This window comes from Rubripirellula obstinata, from assembly GCF_001642955.1.
In the GTDB taxonomy this organism is placed as follows: Bacteria; Planctomycetota; Planctomycetia; order Pirellulales; family Pirellulaceae; genus Rubripirellula; species Rubripirellula obstinata.
In genome coordinates this window covers 1-15834 of the sequence record NZ_LWSK01000119.1, presented here as the reverse complement: position 1 = coordinate 15834, position 15834 = coordinate 1, and the positions used below count along the sequence as shown (strand labels likewise).

The 15834-nt window shown below is 55.4% G+C and carries 13 protein-coding genes; 5 read left to right on the top strand and 8 right to left on the bottom strand.

What is annotated here, in order from left to right:
- Window positions 1-158: 158 nt before the first annotated feature.
- The 3 genes from RC85_RS20885 to RC85_RS20870 all read right to left on the bottom strand — a co-directional run bounded on the left by RC85_RS20885 (window position 159) and on the right by RC85_RS20870 (window position 2732).
- The gene (locus tag RC85_RS20885; protein ID WP_068266401.1) at window positions 159-866 is read right to left on the bottom strand and encodes a toxin-antitoxin system HicB family antitoxin; all 708 of its coding nucleotides are present in this window, start codon (window positions 864-866) and stop codon (window positions 159-161) included.
- A 114-nt stretch (window positions 867-980) separates the two neighbouring features.
- The gene (locus RC85_RS27005) at window positions 981-1502 is read right to left on the bottom strand and encodes a hypothetical protein (protein ID WP_149753008.1); all 522 of its coding nucleotides are present in this window, start codon (window positions 1500-1502) and stop codon (window positions 981-983) included.
- Window positions 1503-1589: 87 nt separating this feature from the next.
- Window positions 1590-2732 carry a cysteine desulfurase family protein gene (locus RC85_RS20870; RefSeq protein ID WP_068266393.1) on the bottom strand — a complete coding sequence of 381 codons (1143 nt, stop codon included), beginning with the start codon at window positions 2730-2732 and terminating at the stop codon, window positions 1590-1592.
- 364 nt (window positions 2733-3096) lie between these two features.
- On the opposite strand from RC85_RS20870, the gene RC85_RS20865 reads away from it, so the two are divergent.
- Window positions 3097-4272: a DUF1559 family PulG-like putative transporter gene (locus RC85_RS20865; protein WP_149753158.1), complete on the top strand. Its 1176-nt coding sequence runs from the start codon at window positions 3097-3099 to the stop codon at window positions 4270-4272.
- Between the two features lie 871 nt (window positions 4273-5143).
- On the opposite strand, the gene RC85_RS28600 is transcribed toward RC85_RS20865, so the two are convergent.
- The gene (locus RC85_RS28600; RefSeq protein WP_068266389.1) at window positions 5144-5380 is read right to left on the bottom strand and encodes a hypothetical protein; all 237 of its coding nucleotides are present in this window, start codon (window positions 5378-5380) and stop codon (window positions 5144-5146) included.
- Between the two features lies 1 nt (window position 5381).
- Here RC85_RS28600 and RC85_RS20850 point away from each other — a divergent pair, with 1 nt between their 5' ends.
- From RC85_RS20850 to groL, 3 genes are all read left to right on the top strand, one after another.
- The gene (locus tag RC85_RS20850; RefSeq protein WP_068266387.1) at window positions 5382-6851 is read left to right on the top strand and encodes a SpoIIE family protein phosphatase; all 1470 of its coding nucleotides are present in this window, start codon (window positions 5382-5384) and stop codon (window positions 6849-6851) included.
- Window positions 6852-7626: 775 nt separating this feature from the next.
- Complete coding sequence (locus RC85_RS20840; RefSeq protein WP_068266383.1) at window positions 7627-7944, top strand: co-chaperone GroES; 318 nt, start codon at window positions 7627-7629, stop codon at window positions 7942-7944.
- A 68-nt stretch (window positions 7945-8012) separates the two neighbouring features.
- Window positions 8013-9629, top strand: coding sequence for a chaperonin GroEL (groL, locus tag RC85_RS20835; RefSeq protein WP_068266382.1), 1617 nt, complete (start codon window positions 8013-8015; stop codon window positions 9627-9629).
- A gap of 516 nt (window positions 9630-10145) precedes the next feature.
- Here the strand turns inward: groL and RC85_RS20825 are convergent.
- From RC85_RS20825 to RC85_RS20815, 3 genes are all read right to left on the bottom strand, one after another.
- Window positions 10146-11684 (bottom strand): hypothetical protein, encoded by a 1539-nt coding sequence (locus tag RC85_RS20825; protein ID WP_157593978.1) that lies wholly within the window; start codon window positions 11682-11684, stop codon window positions 10146-10148.
- 106 nt (window positions 11685-11790) lie between these two features.
- Window positions 11791-13341, bottom strand: a complete 1551-nt coding sequence (locus tag RC85_RS20820; RefSeq protein WP_160148122.1) for a pilus assembly protein N-terminal domain-containing protein — start codon at window positions 13339-13341, stop codon at window positions 11791-11793.
- 208 nt (window positions 13342-13549) lie between these two features.
- Entirely contained in the window at window positions 13550-14404 is an 855-nt protein-coding gene (locus tag RC85_RS20815; RefSeq protein ID WP_068266372.1) for a TrmH family RNA methyltransferase, read from the bottom strand.
- 94 nt (window positions 14405-14498) lie between these two features.
- On the opposite strand from RC85_RS20815, the gene RC85_RS20810 reads away from it, so the two are divergent.
- Entirely contained in the window at window positions 14499-15623 is a 1125-nt protein-coding gene (locus RC85_RS20810; protein WP_068266370.1) for a hypothetical protein, read from the top strand.
- Between the two features lie 28 nt (window positions 15624-15651).
- Here RC85_RS20810 and RC85_RS28595 read toward each other — a convergent pair.
- A partial coding sequence (locus tag RC85_RS28595; RefSeq protein ID WP_238383197.1) for a hypothetical protein occupies window positions 15652-15834 on the bottom strand: 183 nt, incomplete at its 5' end.

The window sequence follows — 15834 nt, the reverse complement described above, 5'->3', positions numbered from 1 at the left end:
TGAAAAATGTAAATTGACCAGCAAATACCGCTTCCCAAGAATTTTCAATTTGCAATGTTCATTTTGCAATTTGCAATGTTCGACTGGTTCGCGAATAACATCACCCACCGCATTTTCATCAGCCCAGTGCTGCGGTCAGGCCTCCTGCGAATCAAGGATTATGTCTGCGAGCCTTGATTGGAGCTGCTTTTGCGGCTGCCTTGCGGTCCCGGTCTACGGCCCCTTCGCCGCCCTTGCTGGACTGGCACAAATCGTCCTTCGACCGGCTGCAGCAGCTTGCTGATGCACAGCTTGTTGATGCTCAGATTCATCGATTCAGCCTCCGTGGTAAGCACCTTATGCAGGCTCTCGGGCAGCCGGATCGTGATCATCTTTTCGGCCTCCACCGCGTCACTCTTGGACGTGTCCTGGCTACGCAGAGCGGCGACCATTTCTTGCAGTTCAGCGAATTGAGGCGTGGTTTGAAATTGCTCTAATTTCTCCTCGGTATCGAACGTCCGATGGACCAGCCCCTTCACCCCCAGCATGTCCCGGTAGAACACCACCCAGTTGCCGTTGCTAGCAAATGCTTCGGCGGCGATCTTCAGAATTGCCAGCCCCTTTTCTTTGTCCGACAGATCCGCCGCGATGGTGATTGTCGCAGGTGATTGGAAGCTGGTCGAACCAGTGTTGCTTGAACCTGTGCTGGTCGCCACGCCGGCCGACGGCGAACTTGACTGCTGCTCGCTGCGATTCGGCTCGGGTGAATTGCTGGCAGGTGTGTGGGCAAGGATTCGGTTGGTTGACGAGGCGGGGCTTGCTGGGTGCTGGCTTGGCTGGTGCACCTCAGCTTGGTTGGCATGGGTTGCCTGCTTGGCGGATTCCATTTGATTCAATTCCTGACATTCGCCTGAGCGAGGGTGGACGGACTGCGATGACGGCTATCCTCACGCCCCGTCAATGCGTCTCGCGCAAGTCGTTTTCCTGAAACGGCTTAGGGTTCATGCCTGAAAACAGGGCAGGCAGGCCACGCGGCCGTGCCCGGTCTGCTGCCCGATTTGCAGGCAGCCTGATTTGCTTGCAAGCGAAGTGTCCACCTCGTGTATTGCTTGCATTTTCTCGAGAAAGATTTTCGCCTGGCAGGCTTCTCGTAGCGCACCGTAGGCCGGAACAAGACGCGACAGCGGCGCAGTTCCGGCAATCCCCAGGCGGCCGACCAAAACACCACCCGCGATTCCAGCGAGCCAGTTCCAGAGCAATCTCAAAGAAGCGAGACGTGGCCGCCGGGTGCGGCAGTGCGATTGCCGGAACTGCGCCGCTGTCGCGTCTTGTTCCGGCCTACTTGTGGCCTGCTTTTGCGAGGCAAAGCCTAGGCTGACGAAAATGTTTGCGTGCAGGGAAACTGGATGGCTTTGGGGATTTGTGGCTGACCGGCCTCGGTGTTGATTGCAAATTGCAAAATGAACACTGAAAAATGTAAATTGACCAGCAAATACCGCTTCCCAAGAATTTTCAGTTTGCAATGTTCATTTTGCAATTTGCAATGTTCAACTGGTTCGCGAAAAACATCACCCACCGCATTTTCATCAGCCCAGGCAAAGCCTGCCCTGCTAACCACCCGACGGGGTGCCGTTGCAGGCTCCGTCGCTGGCTTCGGCTAGCAGCTCGATCGCCCGATCAATCTGCTCGTGGCTGGTGGTCCATCCCATCGACAATCGCAGCGTGCGTCCGATCTGCGAATCGGTCCGGCCGATCGCTTTTAGGGCTCGCGTCATCTCGTCGGGCGGGCTGTTGCTCTGTGCCGTCGCCATCACCAAATGCCTGGCAGCTTTCTGGATCTGGCGAGCACTCGCTGGCATCTCGATCGCCAGCGTATTGGGGAGCCTCGGTGAGTCCTCGCAGAGCAAAATCGCTTGACCGCCAAGGGTAGATTCTAGCCCATTAAAAAAGTAGTCCCTGAGGTCACTCAGGGTGCCCGAAACGTCTGCCGCACAGCGTGCCGAAAGCGAGGCGGCGGCACCGAGTCCGATGCACGCCGGAACGTTTTCCGCGCCTGGTCGCAGTCCCATTTCACGCGGCTCGCCAAACAGGATGGGGCTGAGGTGTCGGCCGCGTCGCACGTAGATCGCGCCGCTGCCCTTGGGGCCGTAGAACTTGTGGCCACTGATCGCGACCGTGCTGGCTCCCATTTGAGTCACACCCACCGGCATCTTGCCAAACGCCTGAGTCGCGTCGCTGTGAACCGGCACCCCCCGTTTGTCACAGATCGCCGCGATTTCGTGGATCGGCTGGATCGTTCCCAGCACCGGATTGGCGAGCTGGACGCAGACCAACGCGGTGTCATCGCGGATCATTTCCGCGACTCGATCGGGGTCGATGACGCCATCAATTTCGCAGGGCACCGATTCGACTTCCCAACCCTGGCTGGCCAATTGCCGAGCGGGTTCGAGGACCGATTGGTGTTCCAGATCGGTGACCAGAATGTGGGCGGGATCTTGGCCGGCGAGTGATCCCAGGATGGCCAAGTTGTTCGCTTCGGTGCCGCCGCTGGTGAAGACAATTTCAAAGGGTTCGCAGCCCGCCATCATCGCCACGCCCTCGCGAGCATTTTCGAGGGCTTCGCCGATGGCCTGAGCGTGGGCATGTCCCTGATCGGGCAGCATGTAATGGGTCATCCAATACGGCTGCATCGCTTCGACGACCGAGGGGGCCAGGGGCGTGGTTCGATTGAAATCAAGATAAATGACGGACATCGACACCAAGGCGGGAAAAGAGAGGAGTGGAGGCCGGAAAGGGAAAAAGGCTGATCAACGGAGGGGGCCCCGTAGCTGATCCCGCCAGGGTTTAGTCGGCGTGATTCAGCGCGACTGAACCGTGGCCGGTCCAGCGACGGTCATGCCCAGCTACAGTGATGAGTGCCATTTCCAAACATGCGAGAGCGCAAGACTAGTCGGCAAATGCTTGAAAACTAGCCCTAGAGGCCCTCGAGTCCACGAATTCGTTTGCACGAAAGAGGGAATTCGGTGATACTACGAACAGTATCCTATGGCGAACGGTAGTGTCGTTATCGAACGCTTACCAAGCTCTTATCCCCCTAACTCCTTGCTGGAGCCCCAGATGAAACGCACCCAATCCGGTTTCACCCTCGTCGAATTGCTGGTCGTCATCGCGATCATCGGCATCCTCATGGGCCTCACCATCCCAGCAGTCAACTCAGCCCGTGAGTCTGCAAGACGGAACCAATGCGCGACCAACATGAAGAACCTCGCACTTGCCGGGGTTCAGTACGCGGGAGCCAAGGATCAATTGCCGGGTTGGATTCAGAGTTATGGCCGATTCACTGGCGCTACGGATCCCAGTGACCCAACCGCGACATCGGTACCAAATCCTCACGAAAAAATTGGAACTTGGGCTGTCGCACTATTGCCTTGGTTAGAAGCTCAGCCGACCTACGAACATTGGACAGAAGATCGATACCCGATCATCGACGGGGCCGGCGGAGAGCTCGAAGAGGCTGATGATGGATTTCACTCACTCGCTGCACCAAACTTGGCCATCATGCAGTGCCCCAGCAATCCCGCCACCATCGAAGAGTTCGGGAAGAACAGCTATATATCGAACAATGGCCTTGTTCCCTTCGACAACTCGGGTGCCACTGGAGGAGGATCAGTGTTTTTCAACGCGTCGATGAAACGTGCGAACGGTGCAATGAATAGCAAGTTTGCAGGACTTGGCACCGGTGCAGACAGCGATCGAGTCGGCCCTAAAGTACGATTAGATGATTTTAAGGATGGCTTGGGTTTTACAGTGCTGTTCACCGAGAATGTCCAAGCCAGAGCATGGAGTCGCGCCGGTTTCGTCACGACTGCTGATTTGCAAGTCGCCAATCTTCCATATGCAGCAGCGTCCGGCACGGCACCAGAACAACGTATCACTGCGTCTCGCTACACCTCTGGTCTTGTGTGGCACTACGAGGATACCGACCCAACTGCCACGATCAGCTGGAGTAACGGCACTCCAAATCCTGTTGCTCAACAACATCGCATTAATGGTGGTGGAACTGACATTTCTGAAGACCGTTTTGTTTTAGAAATGAACAATGCGAATGCTGCTGACCTCGCGCGCCCATCATCAGCTCACGTAGATGGTGTAAACGCCGCGTTCGCAGATGGTGCAACTCGTTTCATTCGAGATTCAATTAACTATCGAGTGTACCAGGCTACGTTGACTCCACGCGGAAAGAGCAGTGATGTGCCTTGGCCTGAATTTGTGCTGACTGACGAACTCGAATAGTTCGCGTCTCTCAAACCCAATCCAACGACTAAGCCTTGCTCTTTTACGAGCGAGGCTTTTTTGTTTTTGGGTGACGGGGTTTGAACCACAGAGGCACAGAGAAACACAGAGGACAGAATCCCAGAGAAGAGAAACCCAGAGAAGAGAAACCCAGAGGCCAGTGCTCGACCGCACCAAACTCTGTGTTCCTCTGTGTTCCTCTGTGCCTCTGTGGTTCCATTCCCGAGAAACCCAGAGGCCAGTGCCCGACCGCACCAAACTCTGTGTTCCTCTGTGCCTCTGTGGTTCCATTCCCGAGAAACCCAGAGGCCAGTGCTCGACCGCACCAAACTCTGTGTTCCTCTGTGCCTCTGTGGTTCCATTCCCACCACCACAAACGCAGCCAACATCGATTCAAGAACCTGCCCAAGGCGACATCTTCCGATCAGCTTCAGCCCGGCAAGCTCTTCTGGTCGTAACGCTTGATTCGATTGCTCATGCGTCTCGGCAAGCTTCGGGAACTTTACCGGTCATTCGGCTGGGTGAAACGGTGCCGATCAGTCGATTCGTTCTTTTAGCACCCGAGTCGCTTGCGACTCACCGGAGCCACCAACGGTATCCACGACCTTGCCACACCAACCTCCCATCGTTGGCGGGCATTGTTACCCGCGGACTCTGGTACGGATGGGGTGTTGAACGTGACGTCGGCGAACCACCCTCCCTTCGCCCGCCACGTTCACCGATCGGCAGGGAATCGCCGCCGCCAATTTGACGATTGGACCACTCGCAATGCGTGTTTGACTTCCCTGCCGATCCCCATCCCTCCTCCCTCCCCCTCAAAGCCAGCAAGGCCGCTCGTGAATAATCCCAGCGCACCCTCCTTTTTGCGAATTCATCGCGGCCCCGCCAGCAACCCGACCGAAACGGATTCAAAATCAGTGCCGCTCGAATCGGGCAACGCCGTTCGAGCTTTCTGGTCAAAGTTTGAATCCACCACCGGATGGCAAATGGCACCCAGGTCGCGGCGGATCGGCGGCACACCTTCGCTGATGCCCGCGATCGGTAATTCAGCGATCGGCAATTCACAGATCGGCAATTCAGCGATCGGCAATTCGGGCAACAATCCCATCGTGCTGGATCAATTCAGCAATGGGGACATCAGCGAAGAAGCGTTCGAGGAATCGTTCGTCGATTCGTTGACTCAAGTGTCCGCCGTTGGCAAGGCCGCCGCAACCGATCTGGCGACCGCCGCCATGGGCTTGATTGGTGAACTGACCGAAGCACGGCAAGCCATCCGGACTCAGCATGCCGAATTGGCCGCTCGAGCAAACGTTGTCATCGGAGCCGACAATCAATCAGCGCTTGCGGACCGGATCATGGAAATACTAGCCGATGCATCGGAGGCGTGTGGTTGCCAAGCAGCGGTCTTGTACACGTTGGATGATGACACCAGCGAGCTGCAAATTCGCGCAGCACACGGGTTGCCCGAATCGCGTTTAACCGCTGGCCCACGTCCGTTGCAAGGTGCTCGCGGCGACTTGGAAGCGATGGTCAAAAATGTGGTCACGATTGACGATTTGAATTTCGGACCACTGGATACCTGGAACGCTCCTGAACCAGCCGCGGCTGCGATCTGTGCGGTGGTGAGTTGCGACGACGTGCCAATGGGAACGCTATGGTTCTTTGCCGAAGAAACCAAGCACTTTGGTCCCGCCGATGTCGCCCTGGCTCGCCTGGCCGCCCGATCGGTCGCAACGGAATTGGCAAACGCGGTGCCCGATCCGTTTGCAACGCCTGCGAGTGTTTCCGTGACGGCTGACACCAGTGTTTCCACAGGCGTTTCCTCGAGTGTTTCCTCGAGTGTTTCTTCGAGTGTATCCACTGGCAAGACCCCGAATGCCGATCGAGCCAAGAACGACATTCGCGATGTCGCCCAGTGGCAATTCCAAGGGTTGCCGATCGGTACCGAGATCGCGGAAGATTGGAAGGTCGATGGGATGATCGAATCGCCAAACGATTATGCGATCGGCTGGCACACTTGGGATGTCCTGCCCGATGGTTCGATTCAGATGGCGATCGCCGAAGCGGTCCAGGCGGATATCACCGGTGCGATGAGTGCCACGGTTGCTCGCGCCGCGATGGCTGCCCACAGCGGTTATCGGCACACGCCTTCGCAAATGTTGTCACGGATCGGCGACACACTTTGGCAAACCAGTTTGGGTGAGCAGTTGATGTCGATGATGTATGTCCGCGTCGATCCGGAAACCGGCGAAGGGGAAATGGCATCGGCCGGATTGATGACGGCCATGATCGCCAGCCGGCTAGGGTATCGTCCGGTCGTGACTGGCAAAAGCGATCCACTTTGCAGCCACATCGATACGCAATCGGTTCAGGAAACATTCCGGCTGATGAAAGGCGAAACTCTGTTGGCCTATTCGCCAGGCTTCTTGACCGGTGGCATCAATCACACCGCCATCGGCTGCATGCTTCACGACGCAATGAAGTCCGGCGACACCAGCCCGCTGGCAGCGATTCGCAGGTCGTTAGCCAAGCAGCCCCTTTCATGCGAACGTGGTGCATCCGCCTTGGTCCGAATTTAGGGAACCGTCCCGAATTATCTTCCCGATTCCCCAACCCGAACGCGCAAGCGAGGGATCTCGTTGACGCGGAAATCCCTCGCTTACGCGTTCGGATTAGGATTTGGAGGAAATCCGAATCTCATGAAGTTTCTTTGGGATCATTCCTGAGACGGTATTTTTTGGCAAAACGATGGAGGGGCAAAGCGTGGGCTGACAAAAATGTTTGCGTGGAGGGAAACTGGACGACTTTGGGGGTTTGTGGCTGACCGGCCTCGGTGTTGATTGCAAATTGCAAAATGAACACTGGAAAATGTAAATTGACCAGCAAATACCGCTTCCCAAGAATTTTCAATTTGCAATGTTCATTTTGCAATTTGCAATGTTCGACTGGTTCGCGAATAACATCACCCACCGCATTTTCATCAGCCCAGCGGAGGGCGCATGCCGTAACTCGCTCCACTCGCTACGGCCTACACTGTTCGCTACGGCCTACAGTGTTCGCTACGGCCTACGCTGGTCTGCCAATTTGGAAGGCTACGTTAGCCCAAGTCTAAATCGGCTTTGTACAAAGTCCTTTGCTGGGAACGGCTTAGGACTTCTTTTTTTGCGACGGCGCTGTGATGGCACACCGCTTGCTCTGTGTGGGTGACTTCACGTCAAACCTGCCAAAGGTGCGGCAGACGTCTACGCCCACGCAAACGCGAGCGGCCTGGATGCTGGACCGAAATCCGGCAGCGTGACTTACCAAACAAACTACACCTATTCTCAATCCGCAAAGAATTTAAGGACTCCGAAAATGGCGACTGCCACGAAAAAGAAATCCAAGGTCCGTCTGCAGCCCATGGGCGAGCGTATCGTTGTCCAACGTGTCGAAAGCGAAGAAACCACCGCCGGTGGCATTCTGCTTCCCGATTCGGCTCGTGAAAAGCCAGCTCGTGGCACGGTCGTCGCCATCGGCAGCGGAAAACTGCTCGATGACGGAACCCGAGCCGCAAGCCAATTGAAGGAAGGCGAACAAGTCCTCTTTAGCAGTTACGCAGGCGAAACGGTCGAAATCGACGATGTTGAATACCTGCTGATGCGAGAAGACGACGTTCTGGCCGTTGTCGAATAGCTGTCGAATAGACATAGACACAGCCTGAAAACAAAACAAAATTCAAACCCTCAACCAATACAAAAGCCATGTCAAAGATCATTGCATTCGACCAGGAAGCACGCGAATCAATTCGCCGCGGCGTTTCCAAACTTGCCCGCACCGTCAAAGTCACTTTGGGCCCCAAGGGTCGCAACGTGATTTTGCAAAAGAGCTTCGGTAGCCCAACCGTGACCAAGGACGGCGTGTCCGTCGCCAAGGAAATCGAACTCGAAGACGTCTTCGAGAACATGGGCGCACGAATGGTTCGTGAAGTTGCCAGTAAAACCTCCGACGTCGCTGGCGACGGAACCACCACCGCAACGGTGATGGCAGAAGCGATCTTCAACGAAGGCCTCAAAGCCGTCGTCGCAGGCGTCAACCCGATCCAAATGAAGATGGGCATCGAAACTGCGGTTTCCGATATCACCGCCAAGCTTCACAAGATGGCCACCAAGGTCAAAGACAAAGACGCGATGGCCAACGTGGCATCGATCGCCAGTAATAACGATCGCGAGATCGGTGAATTGCTGGCTGACGCGATGAGCAAGGTCGGCAAGGACGGTGTGATCACCGTCGATGAGGGCAAGAGCCTTCAAACCGAGCAAGAATGGGTCGAGGGCATGCAGTTCGATCGCGGCTACTTGTCGCCTTACTTCGTGACCGATTCAACCAGCATGGAAGCCGTGCTGGAAGATGCTTATGTCTTGGTCTTTGAAAAGAAGATCAGCCAAATCAAAGACATGGTTCCGATGCTGGAAAAAGTGGTTCAGCAAGGCAAGCCATTGTTGATCATCGCCGAAGACGTTGACGGGGAAGCACTGGCAACGCTGGTCATCAACCGCCTGCGTGGCACGTTCACTGTTTGTGCCGTCAAGGCACCCGGTTACGGCGATCGTCGCAAAGCCATGATGGAAGACATCGCGATCCTGACCGGCGGTCAAGCGATCTTTGAAGCACTCGGCGTCAAGCTGGAAAGCGTCGATCTTCCTCAACTTGGCCGTGCCAAGAAGGTCATCGTCGATAAGGACAACACGACCATCATCGAAGGTGGCGGCAAGAGTGCCGACATCAAGGCGCGGATCGATCAGATCCGTCGCGAGATCGAAAACTGCAGCAGCGATTACGATCGTGAAAAGCTGGAAGAACGATTGGCCAAGCTGGCCGGTGGCGTTGCCAAGGTCAATGTCGGTGCAGCAACCGAATCGGAAATGAAGGAAAAGAAGGCTCGCGTCGAAGACGCCCTGCATGCGACCCGTGCAGCCGTCGAAGAAGGCATCCTGCCCGGTGGTGGCGTTGCACTGCTTCGTGCTTCGGCAACCGTGAAGCCTGAAAACGAACTCAGCCACGACCAACAAGTCGGTTACAACATCGTGCTGCGTGCTTGTCGCGCACCGTTGACCATGATCGCCGAAAACGCAGGTCAAGACGGCGGGATTGTTTGCGAGAAGGTCATCGGAGCCAAGGGCAACGAAGGCTACAACGCATTGACCGACACTTACGAAGACCTGGTCAAGGCAGGCGTGATCGACCCAACCAAGGTCACGCGAACAGCATTGGCAAACGCCGCTTCGGTTGCAACATTGTTGTTGACCAGCGACGCACTTGTCGCCGACAAGCCAGATCCCAAGAAGGGCGGCACCGGCGGCGACCACGACATGTACTAGGATTCGCTAAGCGAGTCGAAATGGAATAAAGCAAAGCGGCCGGTGAATCATTTCACCGGCCGTTTTTGCGTTTGGAAGACGGTTTTAAAGACCGTCGGGACAATTAGTGGCGGGAAAATTGGTAGCGAAAGTCGCCAAGACTTTCGGTTTGTCGAGCTGCCGAAACTCTTGGCGAGTTTCGCTACGCCGCTTATTGTTCCGACCGTTTTAAAACGTAGCTGATCCCGCCAGGGTTCAGTCCACGATCGGATCATGCTCGACTGAACCCTGGCGGGATCAGCTACGGCAGGTCGTATTGAAGCAGACTCTTAAACAATATCGACGCCAAAATCGTTTAGCCGCGCGGGCATCGCCCCGCGCGTTCGGCAGGGCGCGACGCGCGGGGCGATGCCCACGCGGTTAAACGGTTTAGACCAGGTTGGTGTCCTCGGATTCCGTGGATCCAGACACGAAAAAAGCCGCGTGATGCAGAAGCGTCACACGGCTTTTTGGATAATCGTCAGGTCGGATTCGCCGTTACCAGCGGAGCTCTGATCCGAAGGACAGACCCGTGAACAGGACGTCGTCGTCGGTGTCGATTGATCGTCCGGCACGGGCGACGTTTTGCGTCGCGGTTGCTACGCCGGTCAGGTACCACAATTCGACGCCAGCTCGCAGCGAGAGGATCTCGCCAACTTGGTATCGAATGCCGGTGCCAAGCTCGAACAGGCCAGCAAGTGAGACGTCATCGGTGCTTGCACGATCGTTCAATGGTCGTGTGATATCGCCGAAGACAGAATCTGGACCCGTCAGTTCCGAACGGGTTCCGGTCCGGGTGTAGTCAACGTCTGCGAAGTTGGCGTAACCGCCTGCCCGCATTCGTACATCCGAGTAGGCAAAGCGACCGATTGGGTAAAGCAAATCCATTCCGACTTGCAAACCAATCAGTTGGTTATCAACGCTGTTGAGGACGCTCTGTTGTTCTGTGATCGTGAACGTCTCGTTGTCTAGAGCTACAGGTGGTGTTCCGACGGTGGCGGGAATCGGGTTGCGAGTATCGGTCTGCGTTACGGTACCCGAGTAGCGATAGTCTTCACCGAAGTTGACATAGCGAGTTCCGAGAAGCAGCTTGGCAACTTCCCAACCGTTGATCGTTTTGCTCGCGTCTACGGAGAAGTAATCCGAGGTCAAACTTTGCGATTGATCAGAAACCACGATGTCTCGTCGAAGATCCGTCAAGACTGGACCGGCGACTGTGTGCGGTTGGACGACTCCCGGGAAAAGCTGAATGTCAATGGTTTGAGGTGCAGCCAACTGATTGCTCGTATCCCAGCTAAACGGACCCACCAAAGAAGCTTCGTAGCCGTTAACGCAGTCGTAAACAGCTCCGACGGTGATTCGCGGACCAAACTCGAAATCAAAGTCCGACAAAGGCAATGTTCCAAGCGAACCGCTGAACAAGAAGTTGACGTCATCACGTTGCATGTACAACGCTTCGACCGATGCGTATCGGTATGGAACGCACGGGGCACATGGATCGTTTGCGAGTGCTCCTTGGCATGACAGACCGCTGGCTCGATTGCTGTTGCAGATGCTGCCGAAGCCAAGGCCGCAGGCGCCTTTGGTGCCGCCGCATGCGGTGCCGCAGGTTCCACAGGATGCCGTGGGCAATCCAATCGTTGTGCCACACGATCCGCCGCAGGAACTGGTCCCGCAAGACGAGCAACTGCCGGTGCCTTGTCCATGATGTCCGACTTGCTCGATGTCGCCTGACTCGGTCGAGTCTGCGTCAGCGGCCGTTCGGTAGGACGCGGTGTCGACGACTCGGTAAGTTTGGTCACCGTGCTGCAACACTCCGTCTTGAACTGTCGCGGCGACAGGCGAATAGCCTCCGGCCTGCTTGAGTCCTTCGGAAGTTGATTGAGCGTACACGGCGGTCGCCGAAACGACGCTCATCCATGCGGCACACATGATCGACAATCGAGAAAAGATTGCCAGTCGTGACAACGGCGCGGTCGGCGTTTTGCCATTTCTGCAAGCGCCACGTTGGCAATTTTTAGTCCAGTGGATCTTCATGGTCAAACCTCGTTAACTGTCGGTGCGATGCGTTGACGCCAGAGCGATGCGTTCGCGCCAGATATGATTCTTGGATGGATGGTAAACAGAGACTTCGGCAGTCGAACTACCGGACTCTTAATTCGTCTTTCACGGGAACAAGGCAGGTTCGCCGAACAAGGCGAACGATTTTTTTGGCAACGGCTTCGCTACCGCATCTTCCCATCACCACCAGTTCGTTGCCGACTTTTCTGACAAAGACGTCAGCTTCGGGAAACGTTTGCTGGATCGTCTGGTTCAGCATGTCTGACCGATCGATCATGGGATCGCTTGTCGCTTGGGCAGCATCTTTGACGTGGATGTCAAAAGATCTAGCCAGCGGCTTCGAGTTTCCTTCGGTCGGTTTTGCGTACACGACCAATCGCGTCGTGCCGTTGCCTGTTCCAATTAACTTGATCTGGTTTGGACCCGCCGCAAAAGCCTGGCAAACACTCTTGTCGCCAATTTTGACGCTGTGCAATTCAGCCCCAACCGTCAACGAACGCACCTGAGCACGATTCATATAAAGCGAGGTCACAACGGGCGTGCTGGCGATCGATTCGTTGGCCCAGTTTGGTGCCGAGACCACCACTGAATCCACTTGCGAGTTTTCATGGTTCTCAGTCAAACGCTCGGTCGCAATGGGCACGGGCTGCACATCGACCGGAGGCCGATAGCGGCGTGAATGAAGGCTTGCTTCCGGGCTGGCGACGACGCCACCAACGATCGGTTCAGCCGGTTCAGTCACGAAGTGATTCGATTGTGGTCGGCCAACGCTTTCCATCAAAGATGATTCGATGGGTTTTGCATCAGGCATTTCCCCCAGCATGTCACTGTGCATGTCACTGTGCATATCACTGTGCACGAGCGGCTCAGCTTCATCTTCACTGCGTACCGTATCGTCGGTTCCTTTCGCCAGTTGTTTCTCAAACTCGCTTGCAACGGGCGCTTGCAAGGCAACCGGTTGATCGAGATCTGATTCACTGTCATCCGAGAACGAGAAGAAGACGGGTTCACTTTCGACTGGTTCGGCAGGCTCCAAAGCCATTGGCTCGGCGACTGCCATTTCATCGACATCGTCTTCCGTGATCTCAGGAATGACGACGGGATCCATTAGCGGAAGAGGTTGCTCAACTTCGATGACGGTTTGCTTCATCGGCAGCAATACGATCGAACTCTGTTGGCGATCCTGTTCGACGGGTACCTGTTCGACGGGTACCTGTTCAGCCATTGGGTTAGACCGCACTTCGCTGGCGACCGGCGATTCAATCTTGATCGCCGGAGTGTCGCTATGCTCGATCGGTCCGTGGCCGAGGTTCTGCAGCCCGATTGCTTCACCGATCGGTTGCAATCGAACATTGCTTGGTTCGGTTCCCGACGCCAATTGAATCGGCGTTGCCTCGGTGACCGCTGCTGGCATGCAGAAAGGATTGACCTTCACAATTGCATTGCCGGGCTGTGGTCCGACAACGTGTGTTCCGATCGTGCCCGTCAGCGGCAAAGGCGGCCGAGTAAAATTGCCATCCGCCGATGCGTTGGTTTGGGCCAACATCGGTGACATGGCGAAAGCGATGGCCGCCATCAGCAGTTGACGTTTCCGCTTTGTCGTCGTGGTTCGTGCTCTAAATTGCTTAGGCATGCCGCATCCTTGCGTCCGAGCGATCTGGGTCGATGCGCCCCCCTCGGCACACCGCTGAGAACTAAGGCTTTCTGTAGCGCCCATAGTCCTCGACAGATTCAAGTATCGACGGCCGGTTGCTCCGACATTAACGATTTTGCAGTTTCGACCAGATGCAAGGGTGCTACGAGCTGAATCGGTTGTCTCGAATGCTCAGATGTAATTCGGTTCAGGCCTGCTGGCGCTTCCGAGCGTTGATCGCTGTGAACGCCAACAACGCTGCCGCAACCGAAACGTTCAAGCTATCGACCTGTCCCGCCATTGGAATACAGACACCTTGGATCGCTTGTCCCGCCACGTTTTGCCAGCGATCTCGCAAACCATCGGCTTCGTTTCCCATCACAATCGCGGTCGCCCCAGTCCAATCGATATCCCAAATTGCCGTGGAAGATTCCACACGCGACGCCAGGACACGAACTGATTTCAACGCCAACCAATCGCTCATTTGTTCGATCGTTGCCGTTGCCCAAGGAACGTGAAACACGCCGCCGCTGCTGCTGCGGATCGCGTTGGGATGCAGCGGATCGCCACCGCCGCAAAGCAGAATCGCCGACACGCCGGCAGCTTCGGCCGATCGAAAGATCGCTCCGACATTGCCCGGCTTTTCCATCTGATCCAAAACCAAAATCAGCGGATCATTGTCAAGTTCCAACTGGTCCAGGCTCTTTTCCGGACGATCAAATTCAGCCACAACGCCACGAGCAGATTGTCCGTAGCCGATTTTCTGCAGGATCGCCTCGCTGACCAAAGTGGTCTTGTCGCTGATTCCATCGCCACCCATTCCATGGGAATCAATGACGTTTCTTTTCCAGGGATAATCCGACGAGTCTTTGGATTCATTCGGATCCAAAGGCGTGTGGTAGAGCGACCGCAGAATCAACCCCGCAGCGATTGCCTGCGCCGTTTCTCGCCATCCATCCACGATCACGCAGCCCGCTTTTCGCCGGGCTCGGTTGTCACGCATTCGCACCAAATGCTTAACCGTCGGATTCGACGGGCTCTGTAGGATCGTGGGGTCGCTCATATTTGTTATCCTAGTCGTAGGCCGGCAACAAGACGCATCAGCGGTACGGTTCCGGCATTTTTATCGTAGTTTTGCCGTCATTGATTGAAACAGCATGAGTGAAACCGTCTGCAACCCCGTCACCTCGCGAAGCGACCGCAAAGCCTTCTTGCAGTTCGAACGCGACCACTACCAAGGCGATCCAAATTGGGTGCCACCGTTGTGGGGTGAGCGTAAAAAGTTGGTCGGTTTTAAACACCATCCGTTTTACGATGATGCGGCTTGCCAAGCATTCTTGCTGCGGCGAGACGGAAAGCCAATCGGACGAATTCTGGCGATCGTCAATCACGGTCACAACCGTTTGCACAAAGAGAAACGTGGCTTCTTTGGTTTCTTTGAATGCATTGATGATTCCGAAGCCGCCAATCTGTTGCTCAGCACTGCGGCAAATTGGTTGGCTGAACAGGGCATGACCGATGTCCGTGGACCAGTCAATCCAAGCCTGAACTATGAATGCGGATTGTTGGTCGACGGTTTCGATTCACCGCCAACATTCCTGATGACGTACAACAAAGATTACTACGGCGACTTGATCCAGCAGTGTGGCTTTGAAAAGGTTCAGGATCTTTACAGCTACGACGCTCGCATCGAAATCATGGAAGACCTCGACCCAAAGTTGATGTTTGTGATCAAAGAAGCGACCAAGCGTTTCAAGGTCAATTGCCGTCCGATCAATCGAAAACAGTTTTCCAAAGATGTTCGCTCGTTTTTGGAAATCTATAACTTGTCGCTCCAGCAAACTTGGGGCTACGTGCCGATGAGCGAAGGTGAGATCGACGAGCAGAGCGCCGGACTGAAACACTTGATTGTTCCGGAGTTGACCAGCATCGCGGAGATTGATGGCAAGCCAGTGGGGGCCGGTTTTGGGCTGCTTGATTACAACCAGATTATCAAGAAAATCGACGGACGACTGTTCCCGTTCGGCTGGCTGAGATTGCTGATGGACAAACGCAAAGTAGATCGACTGCGACTGATCAGCACCAATGTGTTGCCCGAATATCAGAAGTGGGGCCTAGGCCTGGTCACGCTGGCCCGGATCCTGCCCGACGCGGTCACGTATGGCATCCAGGTTGGCGAGTTTTCGTGGGTGCTGGAAAGCAATTCGCTTTCCCGTGGGACGATCGAACGCGGTGGAGCGACGCGAACGAAGGTCCACCGGATTTACGATCGTTCGATTTGACGGCGGAAAGCTGTGAAAACGCTTCCCGCTACTTTTTAGAGACTATTTTTGAACGTAGCTGATCCCGCCAGGGTTTAGTCCATCGATCGCCTGAACCTGGGCTGATGAAAATGCGGTGGGTGATGTTATTCGCGAACCAGTCGAACATTGCAAATTGCAAAATGAACATTGCAAATTGAAAATTCTTGGGAAGCGGTATTTGCTGGTCAAT

Bases quoted from the DNA above. Each gene is read 5' to 3' on its own strand.
- RC85_RS20885 (WP_068266401.1), bottom strand. From the start codon at position 866: ATGGAATCCGCCAAGCAGGCAACCCATGCCAACCAAGCTGAGGTGCAC.
- RC85_RS20870 (WP_068266393.1), bottom strand. From the start codon at position 2,732: ATGTCCGTCATTTATCTTGATTTCAATCGAACCACGCCCCTGGCCCCC.
- RC85_RS20865 (WP_149753158.1), top strand. From the start codon at position 3,097: ATGAAACGCACCCAATCCGGTTTCACCCTCGTCGAATTGCTGGTCGTC.
- RC85_RS28600 (WP_068266389.1), bottom strand. From the start codon at position 5,380: ATGGGATTGTTGCCCGAATTGCCGATCGCTGAATTGCCGATCTGTGAA.
- RC85_RS20840 (WP_068266383.1), top strand. From the start codon at position 7,627: ATGGCGACTGCCACGAAAAAGAAATCCAAGGTCCGTCTGCAGCCCATG.
- groL (WP_068266382.1), top strand. From the start codon at position 8,013: ATGTCAAAGATCATTGCATTCGACCAGGAAGCACGCGAATCAATTCGC.
- RC85_RS20825 (WP_157593978.1), bottom strand. From the start codon at position 11,684: ATGAAGATCCACTGGACTAAAAATTGCCAACGTGGCGCTTGCAGAAAT.
- RC85_RS20820 (WP_160148122.1), bottom strand. From the start codon at position 13,341: ATGCCTAAGCAATTTAGAGCACGAACCACGACGACAAAGCGGAAACGT.
- RC85_RS20815 (WP_068266372.1), bottom strand. From the start codon at position 14,404: ATGAGCGACCCCACGATCCTACAGAGCCCGTCGAATCCGACGGTTAAG.
- RC85_RS20810 (WP_068266370.1), top strand. From the start codon at position 14,499: ATGAGTGAAACCGTCTGCAACCCCGTCACCTCGCGAAGCGACCGCAAA.